The sequence below is a fragment of the Tardiphaga sp. vice304 genome (assembly GCF_007018905.1).
Classification (GTDB): Bacteria; Pseudomonadota; Alphaproteobacteria; order Rhizobiales; family Xanthobacteraceae; genus Tardiphaga.
Map to the genome: position 1 here is coordinate 1303936 of NZ_CP041402.1, position 18201 is coordinate 1322136.

Here is an 18201-nt window from a genome sequence, read left to right on the forward strand (position 1 = left end):
GGCTACCCGATGGATGGTAGTCTATATGCTCGGTGGGGATCGGAGGCCGGGGGCCCGCCGCTTATGGCCAAAACTTGTATCCGTAGAATTCAAATATCTCCTTTTGTTGATCCGTCAGCTTCGCTTTAGAGGGTGGAGTTGGCTGCAGGGCTAAGCCGTAATTCATATACAATCCGTCATCCCTTGCCATGATGGGCTTAAGGAGTTTCGCGAAGCTGTTATCCAATTTGGTAGGCGGTAGGGTATCGACGGCTTGGTAAAATGCGCTCGCGATAACGTCAGCTAGCTGAGCCCCAGCGCTCGATTTGTGTGATGCCGCCTCCGCAAGTCGCCAGTCGAGCACTTCCCAATAGATTCGCCGCTTCGTAAGCAACATTGTCCCAGCCTTTGACTGCGACTTTAGTAGCTCTTGGTAGGCGGTCGTCTGGCCGTAAGAATGGCCGCCACGTTCGCTGTAAACGATCTTGAGGAGCCTGCCAGGTGCATTCTCCGCCTTGGCATGCTCAAAGCAGAAATGAGTGACGCGCTCCAATAAAAGCCGAAGACAGAAATTATAAGACCACTGTTGAGATTTGAGGCGCTCGGCTCTCAGATTGCGATATTGCCGCATATTCTTCTTATTAGAAGCGAGGACAAAGGCTCTTATTGGAAGCCGCGCGGTCGCAGAACATATGGATGTCCTGCGGAAACCGGGCAAGTTGCGATAGTGCAGATCAGATGGATTACGTACCCCGGCTTCTTCGAGCATCGAGCGCACCCAACCTACGGCTTTCGAACTCTGGGATGCTCTTATAACTACGGCGCCTAAACAGAGCCATTCTGTGCCGCCGACTTCATCGATTGGACGTACTGACCGCAGGCCAGGGTCTCCGGCCTCATCGATGTAAGCCGCATAATAGTGGTCTGGTACGTTCTCATCTCTCATGGCCGCAATTCTCGCGAGCTTCAGCGCAATAAATCAATCGTCCAGCAGCGAATAGAACAAGATGCCCACAGTTTCTCCGGACTTTGATAGCGGGAACGGGCCTCAGGCTGCGACGCGAAGATCGCAGTCCACAGGCGCTGGCATGGCGCAAGCTTTACGGTACCCCGTCGCTAGAGCGCGCCGGCTGCGCTGGGTCTGGCAGAATTCGTTAAACAGGTCGCTGGTAAATGTTGATGATCAGAGAGAGGCCACCAGCATTGTTCCAGACCATCTACATCAGCACAGCTAATTTCGATGCTCGGCATCTCAGCAGTCTGACGCGGCGTACCAGTTACGTACCAGAAACGCCTCATAAAGGCGTGCACAGACTGAGAACATCTGCAGAAGGCTGTACTGATTTTGCAAGGGAAAAGGCAAAACGCTCTAATGAGCGGAAAGAGGCCGCCCAGCGGTCGGCTTCTATTGGATGGTTTCGATCTTCATGACAACGCCGTCTGATAGTAGGATATTGCCTTCCGGGGAGCCCCACCCAGCGACTTTTCCCGATCGTGTCCCGCGTGGTGGTGTAGGTTTCTGATCTTATGCCGCTCGCGAAGCGCGCTTTCAAATGGCGCTGTAGCGAGCGAGCGGCATGTGTTGGTCACCGGCGGTTCGCCGGTAGGATCGGGTTGCAACACGCAATGCAACCGAGGAACCACCGATGACCAGCGAGATGATGAACCTTCGTGCGCTCGTGGAGAAGACCCCCGACGCGGATATTTTGCGCCAGATGATCGGCTTCGCCGCCGAGCGGCTGATGGAACTGGAGGTGGCCGCGTTGACCGGTGCCGGCCACGGCGAGAAGAGCGCGGAGCGGCTGGTGCAGCGCAACGGCTACCGCGAACGCGACTGGGAGACCCGGGCCGGCACGGTCGAGCTGCGGATCCCGAAGCTGCGCAAGGGCTCATATTTTCCGGGCTTTCTGGAGCCGCGCCGGATGGCCGAGAAGGCGCTTACTGCCGTGATTCAAGAGGCCTACATCCAGGGCATCTCGACCCGCTCCGTCGATGACCTGGTCAAGGCGATGGGAATGAGCGGCGTCTCCAAGAGCCAGGTGTCGCGGCTGTGCGAGGAGATTGACGAACGCGTCAATGCATTCCTGGAGCGGCCGATCGAGGGCGACTGGCCGTATCTGTGGATCGACGCCACCTATGTGAAGGTCCGGCAGAATGGCCGCATCGTCCCGGTAGCGGCGATCATCGCGGTCGGCGTCAACAATGACGGCCGGCGCGAGATTCTCGGCATGGACATTGGGCCCTCCGAGGCCGAAACATTCTGGACCGCGTTCGTGCGCAAGCTCGCCCGCCGCGGATTGCGCGGCGTCAAGCTGGTCATCTCCGACGCCCACGAGGGCATCAAGGCCACGGTGTCGAAGGTGCTGACCGCCAGCTGGCAGCGCTGCCGCGTCCACTTCATGCGCAATGCGCTGGCCCATGCCGGCAAGAGCGGGCGGCGCGTGGTCTCCGCCTTCATTGCCACCGCCTTCGCCCAGGACGACGCCGAAGCCGCAAGGGTGCAATGGCGCAAGGTCGCCGACCAGTTGCAGCCGACCATCCCGAAGCTGGCCAGACTGATGCACGAGGCCGAGCCCGACGTGCTGGCCTTCATGGGCTTTCCGGCGACGCATCGCGCCAAGCTGCACTCCACCAATCCGATCGAGCGCCTCAATGGCGAGATCAAGCGCCGCACCGAGGTCGTCGGCATCTTCCCCAACGAGGCTGCCATCCGACGTCTCGTCGGTGCCATCCTGCTTGAACAAAACGATGAATGGGCGGTTCAGCGTGCCCGCTACATGACGCTGGAAACCATCGCCCCGATCAGCGATAATCCGATCGTCGGGCTGCCCGCAGTGGCAACCTGACCAGCCCGGCCGTGGCCGGCAATCGGGGTGGCCATCAAGAAGCTACACCACGCCGCGGGGCATGATCCTTTTCCCCGAGCGGTAATGGTCTCGGCTACGTGGTCGGGCTTTCCCCAGCAGGAGGCCAAGACCTGCGCAGCGGTCATTCCAATGGCCGGTTTTGCTAATTGAGAGCACCGCTCTCGTGTCTGTTTCGCGCGCGTAATCCCAAGCTGGTCCTCAATGTCTTTCTTGTAGCCCGCTGCTGTTCCTTGGGTCAGAGGTGGCGGCTCTCGCGCACATCCCGACACTGTTGCAAAGATCGCTGCAGCCCCGATCCAACACCGCATTATCCATTCTCCGTCTCATAAGAGCCTAGAGCAGACGCCCGCATGAACTCAAACGAGCCAATTGTATCGTGGCCGCATGTTCACAATGAACACTCGGAGAACGCTGCAACGATATCGCAATGAAATGGTCGATTCCGGCGTGAACAAAACGTGGCGCACTGGAGCACCACGTTAGCAATATCAATAGTTTGGAAGAAGTGAACCGCGTTCGGGACGCAGGGGTCGCAGGTTCAAATCCTGCCACTCCGACCAATTGCCCAATTCGGTGCAATTGCCGGATCTGCCGCGGAATTTCCCGGCACCGCCCCCTCCGCTCACGCACTGCGCGCTAACCACAGCCACACACGCCGTGATCGAAACCGCCCCATAGCGTCCAGAATTTTTCCAAAATCTTGCCCGGCAGGATCATCGATCACGCCACGACGCCTTGGCGACCTATCCCGCCTTTCGCCAAATTCACCGCTGCCCTTATGCGATCGCCTGATCTCCGGACGCTGAAATCGCATCATCGTGACCGCCATTCAAATGAACCAGCGGTGAACCATCCGCGATGCGGGGCGTTTATGGCGCACCGCGAGCTATCACGCCGCGGATATTCGGAGATCGTCTTTGTCCCTGTCAACGCCTGCTTCGTCCCACCGTGTCGGGGATGTTTATCACCGATCGATACATCCGCTCCACGCGTTTCTGCTCGCGGGCATGACGTGCTTTCTCATCATCGGGCTGGCGAGCGACTGGGCTTACTTCTCGACGCTTGAAATCCAGTGGAAGAATTTTGCGGGCTGGCTGATCATGGGCGGTCTGGTGCTGGGCGGCTTTGCGACCCTGTGGGCCTTGATCGACATGTTCCGCGGCGGTGCCGACCGCCGTCCGCGCGTCATCTATTTCATGTTGATGCTGACGGTCTGGATCCTCTCTTTCGTCAACCAGTTGCTTCACGCCAAGGATGCCTGGGCCAGCATGCCGGAGGCGTTACTCGTCTCGGCCATCGTCGCCGTGCTGGCTGTGATCGCGACCGTGCTCGGTTTTTCCACCATGCGAACGACAGGCGTCGACTATGAAGTTTGATAAATCGATTTCGCTTCTCGCTTTCCTGGCTCTGCTCAGCGCCGGTCATCAGGTCAGCGCCCAGCAATACGGGGCTGACCCGAAGCTTCCCGAGCCCCATCGAGGCCTGTTGCCGACCATGAAGATTGCGTCTCCCGCGATCTGGGGTGACGCGCGTCCGAAGGTCCCGGAAGGCTATTCGGTTACGGCGATCGCCACCGACCTGAAAATTCCCCGTCAGACCCTCGTGCTGCCGAACGGCGACATTCTGGTCGCCGAAGGGCGCGGCGGCTCGGCTCCGAAGCTGACGCCGAAGGACTTTATTGCCGGTGTCATCAAGGCGCAGGGCAACACCCAGGTGGCCGGCGGCAATCGCCTGACCTTGCTGCGCGACAAGGATGGCGACGGTGTCTATGAGCTTCGCACCGTGTTCGCCGAGAACCTGAACGCGCCCTACGGCCTGGCCATGATCGGCAACCAGATCTATGTCGCCAACCAGAACGCGCTGGTCCGGTTCGACTATGCCGACGGACAGACCAAGGCGAGCGGACCGCCGGTCAAGGTCACCGATCTGCCGTCAGCTATCAATCACCACTGGACCAAGTCGCTGACGGCCAGTGCCGATGGCCGTTTTCTCTATGTCGGGATCGGCTCGAACAGCAACATCACCGAACGCGGCATGATCGCGGAAGTCGATCGCGCCGTGGTCTGGGAAATCGATGCCGCGACCGGCGCCCATCGGCCCTACGCCACCGGGCTGCGCAACCCGACCGCGCTGACGATCCAGCCGGGCAGCGGCCAGTTGTGGGCCGTGGCCAATGAACGCGACGAGATCGGCCCAGAGCTGGTGCCGGACTATCTGACCACGCTGAAGGACGGCGGGTTCTACGGCTGGCCCTACAGCTATTGGGGCCAGAACGTCGATACACGGGTGATGCCGCAAAATCCGGAACGGGTCGCGGCGGCCATTCGTCCCGACTACGCTTTGGGTTCGCATGTCGCAGCCCTCGGCGTGACGTTCTCGTCGCCGGCCATGGGCGCCAAATTTGCCGATGGCGTGTTCGTTGGCCAGCACGGCAGCTGGAACAGGGAAACCCCGTCCGGCTACAAGGTCTCCTTCGTGCCGTTCAGCAATGGTCGTCCGTCCGGTCCGCCGGTCGATTTCGTCACCGGCTTCATGGGCGAGGATGGCAAGACGCGCGGCCGGCCGGTCGGCGTCACGGTCGATGGGCGCGGCGGGCTCCTGGTCGCCGACGATCTGTCGAATACGATCTGGCGCGTGACGGCGCCGCGTCCGTAAAGCTGCAAGGCAGGCTGGCCATCGCAACATGCGGTGGCCAGCCTCGTTTCCCCGGTGGCATCGGGCCGCCGCTCGCGGGAACCTAAGTGATAGTGCCCCACTAAAGGGGCGTACCTCCGTGCAGTCCTCATTCCCGCTTCTGACGCGCGCGGATCTGCACGGTCCTGCTACCATTGCGATCCCCACCCATAATGAGGTTGCCGAAATCGAGCGCTGTTTCGCAGCGCCGGAGATGCAACGCGACGAGGCCGGCGCCCCGGTGCCCCATCCGGTAACGGTCGTTGTCGAACAACTCCCGCCCGGCCAGCGCAGTGCCGGCGGCTCGCGCAAGCGGCCATCCCGCGGCGTCGTTTCGCGGAACGAAATTTGGTTATCGCGGTTTTTCAATGAACATCGTGAGGGCTGGATTGGAAGGGGGCGCGGGCCGGGGCCGGTCCCGGACATAGCGTCATCCAGGCCAGAATGGAGAAGAGAAATGCGCAAGCTAATCACCAGTCCATGGTCGGATGACGAGACGAGCCGCCTGAAGAAGCTCGTCATGGAGGGGGCATCTCCCGCAAGATGCTCGGCGGCTTTGAACAAGCCGATCAGCTCGATTACGATCCGGGCCCGCAAGCTTGGTCTGCCGTTGATCGGCAAGCGGGCGGCAAGAGCCAATTACCGGGCAAAGCTGGCGGATGCCGAGCGTGCATTGCCGCGCGGGGCGCAACGCAACGATGGCTCCTACGTTTGAACCTACAGGCTGACAAACAGCACGGCTGTGATCAGCAGCACTGCGATTCCCAGTATTATAATGATCAAGAATATCTTTCCCATGCCGTTTGAACGAAGTTCACGGCGATAGGTTGCTGTGCAAACCGGCAGCCTGGCAGATCGTTTCGGTGTCGCATTTCCAGACGACATAGTCTTGGCGTCCAAGGTTCGGTAGGGGTGCTGGCGGTCTGAATCGTCCTGCTTGATTTGCCGCTGCTGCTCATTCCAGGATTGCGAGCGGCACTCCGACGCTGCATGCCGGATGATCGCGGCGCTATGTTCCCAAGGCAATCGATGGCAGATATACCGCTTCGCGAAACGCGCCCGCCGGGCGTACGCAGCCGAGCGAAGGTAGATTCGTGGCCAACGATCCATTGCCCGCGTCCAGCATCCTGCAGGGGGGCCTTGCCGCGCCCTATGTCGCGATGGCGGAGGCGGAAGCCGTCGATCTGGTGCGTCGTCACTTCGGGATCGAGGGCCGGGCGACGCGGTTCGCCACCGAGAAGGACGATACGTTTCGCATCACCGCCGCCGACGGGCAGCGTTTCGTTCTCAAAGTGGCCAATCCGGCCGAGGGCGTGGCGGAGATCGACCTGCAACTGCGCATTCTCGACCATCTCGCCGCGACGGCGCCCACGCTTCCCGTGCCGCGCGTCGTCGCCAATCTGAACGGCGAGGCGCTGTTTGCCTGTCACGACCAGGCCGGGCAGAACCGGCCGGTCCGCATGATGACCTATATGGATGGCCAGCCGCTCAGCGAGGTGCCGTCGACGCCGGCGGGCCGGCAGCAGATCGGCCGGCTGCTGGCGCGGCTGCGGCTGGCGCTGGCGGACTTCAGCCATCCCGCGGATTCCCGCGTGCTGGCGTGGGACATCCAGCATTTACTCGGCCTGCAAAGCCTGCTCGCAGGGGTCGAAGACCCCGCGCAGCGCCGTCAGCTCGAGGCCGCGCTGGCGCGTTTTGCCAGCATCGAAACCCGCCTGGCCGGCACCCGCCGGCAGGTGCTGCACAATGATTTCAGCCAGTCCAATATCGTCGTCGATGCCGCGCTGCCGGGCTTCGTCAGCGGCGTGATCGATTTTGGCGACGCGGTGCGGACCTCGGTCGCGATCGACGTCTCCACCGCGTTGCTCGGGCAGCGGCCCGGGCAGAGCGACGGCGAGTTCTTCGGCCATGGCCGCGACCTGCTGGAGGGCTATCTCGGCGTCGCCGACCTCACCGCGGAAGAGCTGCATCTGCTTCCCCATCTGGTGATGGGGCGGGTGGTGGCGCGGGCGTTGTTGTCGATCGCGCTGGCCAATGCGGTACCGGCCAACGCGGCCTATGTAACGCGCTTCACCGCGCATTGCTGGCCGCAGCTCGACTGGTTTTTGAGCCGCTCCTCGGATGAAGTATCCAGCCAGTTTGCCAACCATGCCGCCTGACAGGCCGGCTTCGAAGCGACAGAGGAATTTCGCATGAACGCCATCACGGCCCCGCGCGGCAAGATGAACAACGCCTTCGATCCCGCCAGCGCGGCGGGCTTGAGCGAGCGCAGCCGTCAGCTGGTCGAGCGCCGCGCCGCGGTGCTCGGTCCCGCCTACCGGCTGTTCTACAAGGACCCCGTCGAGGTCGCGCGCGCGAAGGGCGTGCTGCTGTATGATTCCGAAGGCCATGAATATCTCGACGCCTACAACAACGTCGTCTCGGTCGGGCACTGCCATCCGCGCGTCGTCGCCGCCATCAGCGAGCAGCTCGGCACGCTGTGCACGCACACGCGCTACATCCAGGAAGGCATTCTGAACTATGCCGAGGACCTGCTCGGCACCCATGCCGACAACCTCAAGCATGTGATGTTCACCTGCACCGGATCGGAAGCCAATGACCTCGCGTTGCGCATCGCGAGGCATTACACCGGCAAGCAGGGCATCATCGTCACCGATGAGGCCTATCACGGCAATTCCGACCTCACCGCTAGCTTCTCGCCGTCGCTCGGCGCGCAGTCGCCCTTGGGGGCGTGGGTGCGCCGCGTGCCGGCGCCGGATTCCTACCGCGTGCCGCCGGACCAGATCGGCCCGATGATGGCGGCGCACGTCGCAAAGGAGATCGAGGATCTGGAGCGCCGCGGCGAGGGCCTCGCCGCCTTCATCGCCGATTCGATGTTCTCTTCCGACGGCATCTTTTCGCATCCGACCGATGTGCTGGGCCCGGTGCGCGACGTCGTGCACAAGGCCGGCGGCTTGTTCATCGCCGACGAAGTGCAGTCCGGCTTCGGTCGCAGTGGCGAGAAATTGTGGGGCTACCAGCGCCACAATATCGCGCCGGATATCGTCACGATGGGCAAGCCGATGGGCAATGGCTATCCGGTGGCCGCGGTCGCGCTGTCGCCTTCGGTCGTGCAGAATTTCGGCCGCGACAACCGCTACTTCAACACCTTCGGCGGCAATTCGGTGGCGATGGCCGCGGCACAGGCCGTGCTCAATGTCATTCGGGACGAGAAGCTGCTGGAGAATTCGCTGCGCGTCGGAAAACTGCTGCGCGATGGCTTTACGGACCTGGCGAAGCGCTTTGAGCAGATCGGCGATATCCGGGGATCCGGCCTCTATGTTGGCGTCGAGATGGTGCAGGACCGCACCACCAAGGAGCCGGATGCCGCGGCAGCTGCGGCGGTGGTGAACGGCCTGCGCGCCCGCCGTGTGCTGATCTCGGCAACGGGTGCTGCCGCCAACACGCTGAAAATCCGTCCGCCGCTGGTGTTCTCGGAAGCCCATGCGGACCGGCTGCTGAGCGAAACCGAAAAGGTGTTCGCGACGCTGTAGCCAGATCGCAGGGTAAGCGAAGGCGCCCTCGCGCCGTGCTCTCAATCACCTCTCCCCGTTGGGGAGAGGTCGGATTGCGAAGCAATCCGGGTGAGGGGGCGCAGGCTGATCGACGGCGCCAATGCCCCTCACCCGCCCGGCTTCGCCGGTCGACCTCTCCCCAACGGGGAGTGGTGAAGACCGGCGCTTCGCTTCGCGGGCGAGTAAGGTTTACTTCGACACCGGCATCGCGAACTCGGCGCCGTGGTCTGTGCTTTCCGGCCAGCGCTGCATGATCGACTTCTGCTTGGTGTAGAATCGCACGCCTTCCTCGCCGTAAGCATGCATGTCGCCGAACAGGCTGCGCTTCCAGCCGCCGAAGCCGTGCCAGGCCATCGGCACCGGGATCGGCACGTTGATGCCGACCATGCCGACCTGGACGCGGCGCGAGAACTCGCGGGCGACATTGCCGTCGCGGGTGTAGCACGACACGCCGTTGCCGAATTCGTGGTCGTTGATGATCTGCAGCGCCTCGGCAAAATCCTTGACGCGGACGCAGGCCAGCACCGGTCCGAAGATCTCTTCCTTGTAGATCCTCATTTCCGTCGTGACGTTGTCGAACAATGTGCCGCCGGTGAAGAAGCCTTCCTCATGGCCTTTGACCTTGATGCCGCGGCCGTCGCAGACCAGCGTGGCGCCTTCCTCGACGCCGAGGCCGATATAGCCTTCAATGCGCTCCAGCGCCTGCTTGGTCACGACCGGGCCCATTTCGGCCGCGGCTTCCATGCCGTTGAGGATCTGCAGCTTCTTGACGCGCTCGGCCAGCATCGGGACGATCTTGTCGGCGACGTCGCCGACCAGTACCGCGACCGAGATCGCCATGCAGCGCTCGCCGGCCGAGCCATAGCCGGCGCCGATCAGCGCGTCGACCGCCTGGTCGAGGTTGGCGTCGGGCATGACGACCATGTGGTTCTTCGCGCCGCCCAAGGCCTGCACGCGCTTGCCATATTGCGAGCCCTGCTGGTGCACGTAATGCGCGATCGGGGTCGAGCCGACGAACGAGACGGCGGAGACGCCGTCATGCTGCAGCAGCGCATCGACGACGACCTTGTCGCCCTGCACGACGTTGAACACGCCCTTCGGCAGCCCGGCCTTCATCAGGAGATCGGCCATGAACAGAGCCGGCGAGGGATCGCGCTCGCTGGGCTTCAGAATGAAGCAGTTGCCGGCGGCGATCGCGACGGGGAACATCCAGCACGGCACCATGACCGGGAAGTTGAACGGCGTGATGCCGGCGACGACGCCGAGCGGCTGGCGCATCGTCCAGTTGTCGATCCCGGTGGAGACCTGGTCGGTGTAGTCGCCCTTCAGGAGCTGCGGGATGCCGCAGGCGAATTCGATGATGTCGATGCCGCGCGCGACTTCGCCCTGCGCATCCGAAAACACCTTGCCATGCTCGGCGGTGATCATCGCCGCCAGTTCGTCGGTGTGCTGGTTCATCAGCGCCAGGAACTTGTTCATGATGCGGGCGCGGCGGATCGGCGGCATGTCGGCCCAGGCCGGGAACGCGCGGCGCGCGCTTTTTACTGCGTCATCGACTTCCTGCACGGTCGACAGCACCAGCTGGCGCGCGACGGCGCCGGTCGCCGGGTTGTAGACCGCCTGCTTGCGGTTGGACGCGAGGTGGACGGGCGCGCCGTCGATGAAATTGCCGACGTCGTGGGAGGCAGTGAAGGCGGGCGTGGTCATGCGGGATCCCCGGTTGAAGCGATGCGCCTGTTTAGCGGCGCGGGGCCTGTCGCCACAGCTCAAAGGATTGGACGGACTGTTCATAATATTGAACAATGCAGCCATGAAAACGAAGAAGGTGGAATCGCTGTGGTCGCATCTGCACTGGCTCGGCGTGCTGGCCGAAGCCGGCAGCTTCACGGCGGCGGCGGGCCGGCTCGGCGTCAGCAAGGCAGCGATGAGCCACCGCATCGGCGAGTTGGAACAGGCCACCGGCGTGCCGCTGGTCCGCCGCACCACGCGCAGCGTGCGGCTGACCGAGGCCGGCCAGCATTTGGTCGATTCGACGCGGGGAAACTTCGCCGAGATCGAGCGCAGCTTTGCCTCGGCGAAGGATCTCGCCGCCGCGCCGCGCGGGCTACTGCGCGTGACGGTGCCGGTGGCGCTGGGCCGGCAGCAGATCGTGCCGGTGCTCCCGGACTTCCTGCGATTGCACCCGGGCATCCGCATCGAGCTGGAACTGTCGGATCATCTCAGCTCGCTGGCCAAGGAGGGCTTCGATCTCGCGGTGCGCCACGTGCAGAGCGTGCCGGATACGCATGTGGCGTGGAAATTATGCGATACCCGCTCGCTGCTGGTGGCGACCCGTGGCTATCTGCGCCGACGCGGCGCGCCGCTGCGGCCCGCGGATCTCGCCACCCATGATTGCCTGCACTATCTGCGCGGCAGCGCGACACCGACCTGGACCGTCGCGCCGCGCGCCGGCGCCGGCGAACGCGTCACCGTCAAGATCGCCGGCAGCTTCGCGGCCAATAACAGCGAGGCGCTGCGCGAAGCAGCATTGGCGGGACTCGGCATTGCGCTGTTGCCGGACTTCTCCGCGCAGGCCGACATCGCGCGCGGCCGGCTGCAGGTCGTGCTGCCGGACTGGCGGGTCACCGGCGCCTTCGGCGAGCACCTGTTCGCGATCCGGCCCTACGCGACCCACGTGCCGCGCACGGTCCACGCGCTTGTCGCGTTCCTGCGGGAAAAGTTGCAGGACGGATTTTCGAAGTAGTCGAGAACGCTGCCACGTACGTCTTGTCGCCCCCGCGTTCGCGGGACGACAGGAGAGAGCAGCGCCTCGCGCCTCAGTTCAACGGCCGCTTGGCGAGTTTGCGCGCCAGCGTGCGGCGGTGCATGCCGAGGCGCCGCGCGGTCTCCGAGACGTTGAATTCGGTTTCCACCAGCGTCTCGTGGATGCGCTCCCATTCCAGGCTCTTGATCGACGTCGGCCGGCTGGTGAGCGGGATGGTACTGTCGCCGGTCGCCTTCTTGAAGGCGGCCTCGATGTCGTCGGTATTCGAAGGCTTGGCGAGGTAGTGACAGGCGCCGAGCTTGATGGCCTCGACGGCGGTGGCGATGCTGGCAAAGCCGGTCAGCACCACGATCGGCATCTCGGCGTCGGCGGCGTGCAGCAGCTTGACGCATTCCAGCCCCGAGCCGCCGTTCAGCTTGAGATCGACCACGGCATAATCCGGCGGCGATGCTGCCAGCAGCGCGGCGACACCGTCGAGCCCTTCGCACAGCGTGACGGAATAGCCGCGTCGCTCGAACGAGCGCTTCAGCGCGCGCGCAAACGAGGCGTCGTCTTCGACGATCACCAGCGTGCGGTCATTCTCCATCGGCCACCTCGACGGATAGAGCGGCGATCGGCAGGCTGAGTTCCACGACCGCGCCGCCGGCGGGCCGGTTGGCGGCCCGCGCCTGTCCGCCGAGCTTGCGCAGCACGTTGACGACCAGGAATAGGCCGAGCCCGCTGCCCGGCCGCTGCTTGGTCGAGCGGTACGGCTTGCCGAATTCCGCCAGCATTTCCGTCTTGAAGCCGGGGCCGGCGTCGCGCACCGCGATCAGCAGCAGGTCGTCCCGGGTGTCGACGTCGATCGAGACCAGTCCGGGCGAGGCTTCCAGCGCATTGTCCAGCACGTTGAACAGCACCTGCTGCAACAGGAGGTCGGAGGCGATCGCGAAATCCGGCTCGATGCGATTGTTGTAGTCCAGCCGGGCCGGATTGCGGCTGTCTTCCCAGTCCTCGACCACGCCGTCGATGAAGTCGACGATGCTGGTGCGCTCCGAGTTCTCGCCGCGCGCCTCGCCGGAGGATTGCAGGATGCCGGACACGATCGTCTTGCAGCGATTGAGCTGGCCCTGCATCTCGGAGAGCTCGGTGGCGATCTCGCCATCGGCCCGGAAGATCGGCATCCGCTCCCAGTCGTTCAGGATCACCGACAGCGTCGCCAGCGGCGTGCCGAGCTCGTGTGCGGCCCCGGAAGCGAGCAGGCCCATGCGCACGATGTGTTCCTCCTCGGCGGTCTGCTGGCGCAGTTCGGCAAAACGCATGTCCTGTTCGCGCTGGTTGCGATTGATGCGGGTGATGAACAGCACCAGCAGGGCCGCGGCCAGCAGGAAGCAGAGGAACATGCCGTAGATGTGCAGGTCGAACAGCCGCGAATGCGCCGCGGCGGGTTCCGACATCGTGAAGCCGATGTCGTGATAGGCGACCGTGAGCCACAGGAAGCAGCCGCTGGTCACCGCGACGATGGTCCAGCTCGACCATGGCTGCAGCAGCACGGCGCCGAGTACCGCCTGCAGCAGGAACAGGGTGACGAAGGGATTGGTGGCGCCGCCGCTGAGATAGAGCAGCATCGTCAGCGTCGCAACGTCGAGCAGCAGGTCGACGAACAGCTCGGCATTGGTGATGACGGCGCCGCTGCCATAACGGTAAAGGGTCACCAGGTTCAGCGTGATCAGGAACGCGATTACCGCGGCCATCTGCCAGATCGGCAGCCGGATTTCGAGCCAGAAACTGGTGATCGCAATTGCGGCGATCTGCCCGGCCACCGCGACCCAGCGCAGCGTCACGAGCAGCAGCAGGTTCTTGCGGTTGGTAATCTCCTGGATCGAATCGGGGATCGAACTCAAGGGGGCTCTCGGTGATCTGGCCGGGTTTGGCGGGGCAGGGCGTGACGGCCCCACGCTCTAGCACGCCGCCGGCCGCATCACGAGGCCGCTGATCTTACCGACTTGCCGCCCGCGCGGTTTTCACCCTTTGGCCGGCGCGGCGCTGCGCGTCGACAGCCGGGAGGCGGGGCGAAAGACTACGGCAGCACTTCGCGGCGTTCGGCGAGCTGGCCGTCGAGTTCGGCGCGCTTTTCAGCAAGCAGGCCCTGGTCGGCGGCGTCGATCGCCTCGTAGAGCGTATGGGCGTCGCTGAGGCGGGTGACCGTGACGTAATCGGCGCCCGCGGCGTAGATATCGGCGACATCGGCCAGGAAGTCGGCGGTGGCGATGATCCTGGCGGTCGGGTTGATGGCGCGGACGTGACGCACCAGCTTCTCATTGCTGGCGCCCTTCAACAGCGCGTCGGGCACGCTGAGGATGATGATCTCGGCTGCGCCCACGCCGGCATGGACCAGCGTATCGACATTGCTGATGTCGCCGTAGATCACGTGCTGGCCGCGCTCGGCCAGGGTACGGAACACGTTGGGGTTGAAGTCGATCACGCTGATCTGCTCGAGCAGCGAGCTGTTCTGGCGCTCGATCTCGCTGAGCAGCGCCGAGGCGGCGCGGTAGAAGCCGAGGACGACGATGCGGCGGGCGTGGCCGTGGCCGGCATGCGCGGCGTCGTCCTGCTGGCCGTGGTCGAGATCGCGCAGGCCGAGCCGCTTCAAGGGGCCGATCAGCGCGCGGATGATCGCGTCCGAACGGCCCATCGCGAAGGTCGAGATCACGGCGAGCAGCACGAAGGCAAAGGAGGTGGCGCTGGAGGTCTGGGTGGTGATGTGGCCGGCGGCGATACCGGTCTGCAGCACCACCAGCGAGAACTCGCTGATCTGCGCGAGATTGAGTGCCGGCAGCAGGCTGGCGCGCAGCCCCTGCCGCATCAGGTATAGCGGCACGAAGGTGGTCAGCACGCGGCTGACCACGGTGAAGCCTGCGATCAGAAGCGCCAGGCCGATCACCGAGCCGTTCGGCACCGGGATGGTCATGCCGACGGCGACGAAGAACAGCGTGATGAAGAAGTCGCGCAGCGTCGTGACCTTGGCGGTGACGTCGAGCGCGTAGGGGAAGGTCGACAGCGAGACGCCGGCCACCAGGGATCCCATCTCGCGCGACAGATGCAGCCGCTCGGCGATCTCGCCGATCAGGAAGCACCACGCCAGCGCGCCGAGCAGCACCAGTTCGGGGCGTCGTGCGATCTGGTGGAACAGATGCGGCAGGATGTAGCGGCTGAGGATCAGCGCGGTCGCGACCAGCGCGCCGACGCGGGCGATCGACAGCAGGATGACGCCGATCTGCAGGTCGGCCAGGCTCGGCTGCACCGCGAGGAACAGGATCGCAAAGATGTCCTGCAGCACCAATATGCCGAGCGTGATGCGGCCGGGCAACGTGTCGAGCTCGCGCTTCTCGTACAGCACCTTGACGATCACGACGGTGGAAGACAGCGCGCAGGCGATGGCGAGATACAGCGCGTCGAACTTGCCATTGGCCAGCGGCAGGCCGAGCGCCATGAAGAACAGCCCGCCGAGCAGGCAGCCGACGATCAACTGCCCGCCTGCGGCGATCAGGATGACGCGGCCGGCGCGAATGATCTTCTTGAGGTCGATCTCCAGCCCGATCATGAACAACATGAAGATCAGGCCGAGTTCGGAGATGGTCTTAATGGATTCCTCGGACTGGACCCAGCCGATGCCGAACGGCCCGATGATGAAGCCGGCGACCAGATAGGCCAGGATCAGCGGCTGCTTGAAGAAATGCGCGGCAAGCCCGATGCCCCACGCAAACAGGATACACAGCGTGATGTCGCGGATCAGATCGTGCATGCGCCTGCCAGTTTTCGGTGTCGCGACAGTGTAAAGGCGACGGAACCGGGGGCAAAGCGGTAAATCAGAGCGGTCTTGGGTGCGAAGGCGCTCCATCTTCCTTCTCCCCTTGTGGGAGAAGGTGGCCGCGCGAAGCGCGGTCGGATGAGGGGGCCGTGGCTTCGGAGTTGGTGGCACCCCCTCACCCGTCTCGACCGCTTCGCGGTCGATCCACCCTCTCCCACCTAGCGAAGCTTCGCTTCGCGCGGGGGAGAGGGAAGAATCAGAACGTCCCCGCCACCGTCACCCGCAGCGCCAGCGGTTCGACCGGGTGCAGCACGCGGTCCAACACGCCGGTCTGGCAGACGGCGGCGGGCGCGGTCGGCGTGCCGGAGAAGCACATGCCATAGAGCGTATCGGACTTCAGAAGCGAGCCGTAGGCGTAGGTGATCTGGTCGGTCTGGCTGCCGAGCAGGTTGAAGCCGTCGAGCTGAATGCGCCAGCCATTGGCAAAGCGATAGCCGAGTTGCCCGTTCAACAGGCCGGCGGCGGGCGAGACGAAGGCGCCGTCCTCGGTCAGCGGACGCGGCCCGAAATAACGATAGCGCAGCGCGCCGAACCAGCCGGTGGCCTCGCCCAGCCGGATACCGGCCGAAGCCACCATGTTCGGCGCGCCGGGGATCAGGTTGCCCGGCGCATTGCCGACCTGCGACGCCGGATAGCCTGCGAGTTCGTCATAGGCCGCGGCCTGTTCGGGATTGTCGCTGCGGAACCGCGCGCGGGTGACGGCGATGTCGCCTTCCAGCGACAGCCAGGGCCGCGGGCGCCAGTCATTGGTCCACTCGACGCCGACGCGCCGGCTGGAGCGGCTGGCCACGGTATCGCCGGCGTCGCCGACGAACAGGATCTCGGACGCAGAATCCAGCATGAACAGCGCGACCGAGCTGGTGAGGCCCGGCAGAAACTGGCTGCGCAGCCCGACTTCGGCGCCTTTGGTCTTTACCAGGAACGGCGAGCGCGACACCGCCGAGCCATCGACCGGCGATTCCGAGATGGTGACGCCGCGGGCATCGTTGCTGTGAAAGCCCTCGCCGGCATTGAGGAACAGTTCGGTGTGCGCGAACGGGCCGAAGACGACGCCGACCTTCGGGCTGCCGATGAAGGCCCGGGCCGAGCCGGAATTCGCTGCGTTGAAGAACGAAGCGACCGAGGCGTTGTAGGCATCGCCGCGCCAGCCGGCGGTGGTGCGCAGCCAGTCGGTCCAGAACACCGTATTCTGCACGAACAGGCCGACGCTGCCTTCCTTCACCGCATCGGAGCGGATCGCGGAAGTAAACTGGCGCTTCACGCTGTTGTTCAGGTCGAGCCGGATGTCGTCGTAACGGGTCTGCACGCCGACCTCGGTCTGCATCCGCAGGCCGGCGAACTGGTGGTTGAAATTATGCGACGCGCTGAAGCCTCCGAGCACGCGGTCGTCATGCTGATGGAATTGATCGCCACCGACCGGATTGGAGAGATAGTACGTAAAGTTGTTCCAGAGATTCAGCGAGCTCTTGATGACGTAGAAATTCGCCTTCGACGAGCCGCCGTCATCGCTCTGCGCGAAGGTGCCGGACAGCGAGAAACGGCTGGCATTCCCGCCGTCGGAGGGGTCGAGCGCACCAAAGCGGCCGATCTGGCCCGAGGCGATGGCGCGCGATGGCACCTGGTCGGTGGAATTCCATTGGTTGGCATAGGCCATCGCGGTCAGCGAAAAGCCGTCGGTCGCGGTACCCTGGCTGTAGCGCATCACGCCGTTGAGTTTGCGTAATTCGTCGGGATTGTCCCACGGGCCGTTATGGGTCTGCGCCTCGCCGGCCACCAGCAGCGTGCCTTCGCCGAGTTTTGTCGAGGTGACGCCGAAGCCGCGGCGGTAGCCGAAGCTGCCCGAGGTGATCGAAGCCATCGTGCGCGCCACGCTGGCGAGCAGGCCGATATGCACCGCGCCCGCCGAGGAGAAGTCACCTTCGTCGGCGAAATACGGGCCTTTGCGGATGTTGACGGAGCCGATCAGTTCGGGAATCAGGAAATTGAGATCGGCGTAGCCCTGGCCGTGGCCGTGCGTGCGCATGTTGACGGGCATGCCGTCGATCGAGATCGCCAGATCGGTGCCATGATCCAGATTCACGCCGCGCAAAAAATACTGGTTGGCCTTGCCGTCGCCGGAGTGCTGGGTGACGATCAGGCCGGGTACGACTTCAAGGGCTTCGGCGGGCCGCGAGAACGGCCGCGCATTGATTTCGGCGCCGCTGACGCGCTTCTCGCTGGCTGTGGCTGGCGGAGACGGCGCCGCGAAGGCTGCCCTGGCCGCGGCTGCGACGGCGCCGGCGGTTGCACCGGCCGTCGGCTCCGCCCGCTGCGCGACACGTCGGTCGCTCTGCATGGGGGGCCGCGGCTTGCGGGGCGGCGCGGCATGCCGGTCCGGCGCGATCACCTCGACCGGAGATAGAGTGGTACGGCTCTGGGCGTGGCTCGGCGCGGCAGCGGCGAGCGAGATGACAAGCCCCAGTCCGGCCGATGGCAACGGGACGCGATGCATGATGTGTTCGATGAGCTATGCTG

General features: G+C 64.1%; 13 protein-coding genes. 7 read left to right on the forward strand and 6 right to left on the reverse strand.

Going from position 1 to position 18201, the window contains the following annotated elements:
• Positions 1-61 precede the first annotated feature (61 nt).
• Positions 62-925 (reverse strand): DUF3800 domain-containing protein, encoded by an 864-nt coding sequence (locus tag FNL56_RS06190; protein WP_143577610.1) that lies wholly within the window; start codon positions 923-925, stop codon positions 62-64.
• 700 nt (positions 926-1625) lie between these two features.
• On the opposite strand from FNL56_RS06190, the gene FNL56_RS06195 reads away from it, so the two are divergent.
• The 6 genes from FNL56_RS06195 to FNL56_RS06220 all read left to right on the forward strand — a co-directional run bounded on the left by FNL56_RS06195 (position 1626) and on the right by FNL56_RS06220 (position 9052).
• Positions 1626-2825 carry an IS256 family transposase gene (locus FNL56_RS06195; RefSeq protein WP_143577346.1) on the forward strand — a complete coding sequence of 400 codons (1200 nt, stop codon included), beginning with the start codon at positions 1626-1628 and terminating at the stop codon, positions 2823-2825.
• Between the two features lie 938 nt (positions 2826-3763).
• Positions 3764-4222, forward strand: coding sequence for a DUF2231 domain-containing protein (locus FNL56_RS06200; protein WP_246660879.1), 459 nt, complete (start codon positions 3764-3766; stop codon positions 4220-4222).
• Complete coding sequence (locus FNL56_RS06205) at positions 4212-5501, forward strand: PQQ-dependent sugar dehydrogenase (protein ID WP_143571979.1); 1290 nt, start codon at positions 4212-4214, stop codon at positions 5499-5501. The genes FNL56_RS06200 and FNL56_RS06205 overlap by 11 nt, the downstream gene beginning before the upstream one ends.
• A 475-nt stretch (positions 5502-5976) precedes the next feature.
• Positions 5977-6234, forward strand: a complete 258-nt coding sequence (locus FNL56_RS06210) for a hypothetical protein (protein ID WP_143571980.1) — start codon at positions 5977-5979, stop codon at positions 6232-6234.
• A gap of 379 nt (positions 6235-6613) precedes the next feature.
• Entirely contained in the window at positions 6614-7678 is a 1065-nt protein-coding gene (locus tag FNL56_RS06215; RefSeq protein WP_210245479.1) for a phosphotransferase, read from the forward strand.
• A 33-nt stretch (positions 7679-7711) separates the two neighbouring features.
• A complete protein-coding gene (locus FNL56_RS06220; protein ID WP_441351272.1) occupies positions 7712-9052 on the forward strand; it encodes an aspartate aminotransferase family protein in 1341 nt (446 codons plus the stop codon).
• A gap of 210 nt (positions 9053-9262) precedes the next feature.
• On the opposite strand, the gene FNL56_RS06225 is transcribed toward FNL56_RS06220, so the two are convergent.
• Positions 9263-10780 carry a CoA-acylating methylmalonate-semialdehyde dehydrogenase gene (locus FNL56_RS06225; protein WP_143571981.1) on the reverse strand — a complete coding sequence of 506 codons (1518 nt, stop codon included), beginning with the start codon at positions 10778-10780 and terminating at the stop codon, positions 9263-9265.
• A 103-nt stretch (positions 10781-10883) separates the two neighbouring features.
• On the opposite strand from FNL56_RS06225, the gene FNL56_RS06230 reads away from it, so the two are divergent.
• Complete coding sequence (locus FNL56_RS06230) at positions 10884-11816, forward strand: LysR family transcriptional regulator (RefSeq protein WP_143571982.1); 933 nt, start codon at positions 10884-10886, stop codon at positions 11814-11816.
• A gap of 73 nt (positions 11817-11889) precedes the next feature.
• Here the strand turns inward: FNL56_RS06230 and FNL56_RS06235 are convergent, their stop codons facing one another.
• The 4 genes from FNL56_RS06235 to FNL56_RS06250 form a co-directional block, all read right to left on the reverse strand.
• Entirely contained in the window at positions 11890-12423 is a 534-nt protein-coding gene (locus FNL56_RS06235) for a response regulator transcription factor (protein WP_143571983.1), read from the reverse strand.
• Positions 12413-13720: an ATP-binding protein gene (locus tag FNL56_RS06240; protein ID WP_246660880.1), complete on the reverse strand. Its 1308-nt coding sequence runs from the start codon at positions 13718-13720 to the stop codon at positions 12413-12415. The genes FNL56_RS06235 and FNL56_RS06240 overlap by 11 nt, the downstream gene beginning before the upstream one ends.
• Before the next feature lie 176 nt (positions 13721-13896).
• Positions 13897-15621 carry a cation:proton antiporter gene (locus FNL56_RS06245; protein ID WP_143571984.1) on the reverse strand — a complete coding sequence of 575 codons (1725 nt, stop codon included), beginning with the start codon at positions 15619-15621 and terminating at the stop codon, positions 13897-13899.
• 262 nt (positions 15622-15883) lie between these two features.
• Entirely contained in the window at positions 15884-18178 is a 2295-nt protein-coding gene (locus tag FNL56_RS06250; RefSeq protein ID WP_143581838.1) for a TonB-dependent receptor, read from the reverse strand.
• Positions 18179-18201: the final 23 nt, after the last annotated feature.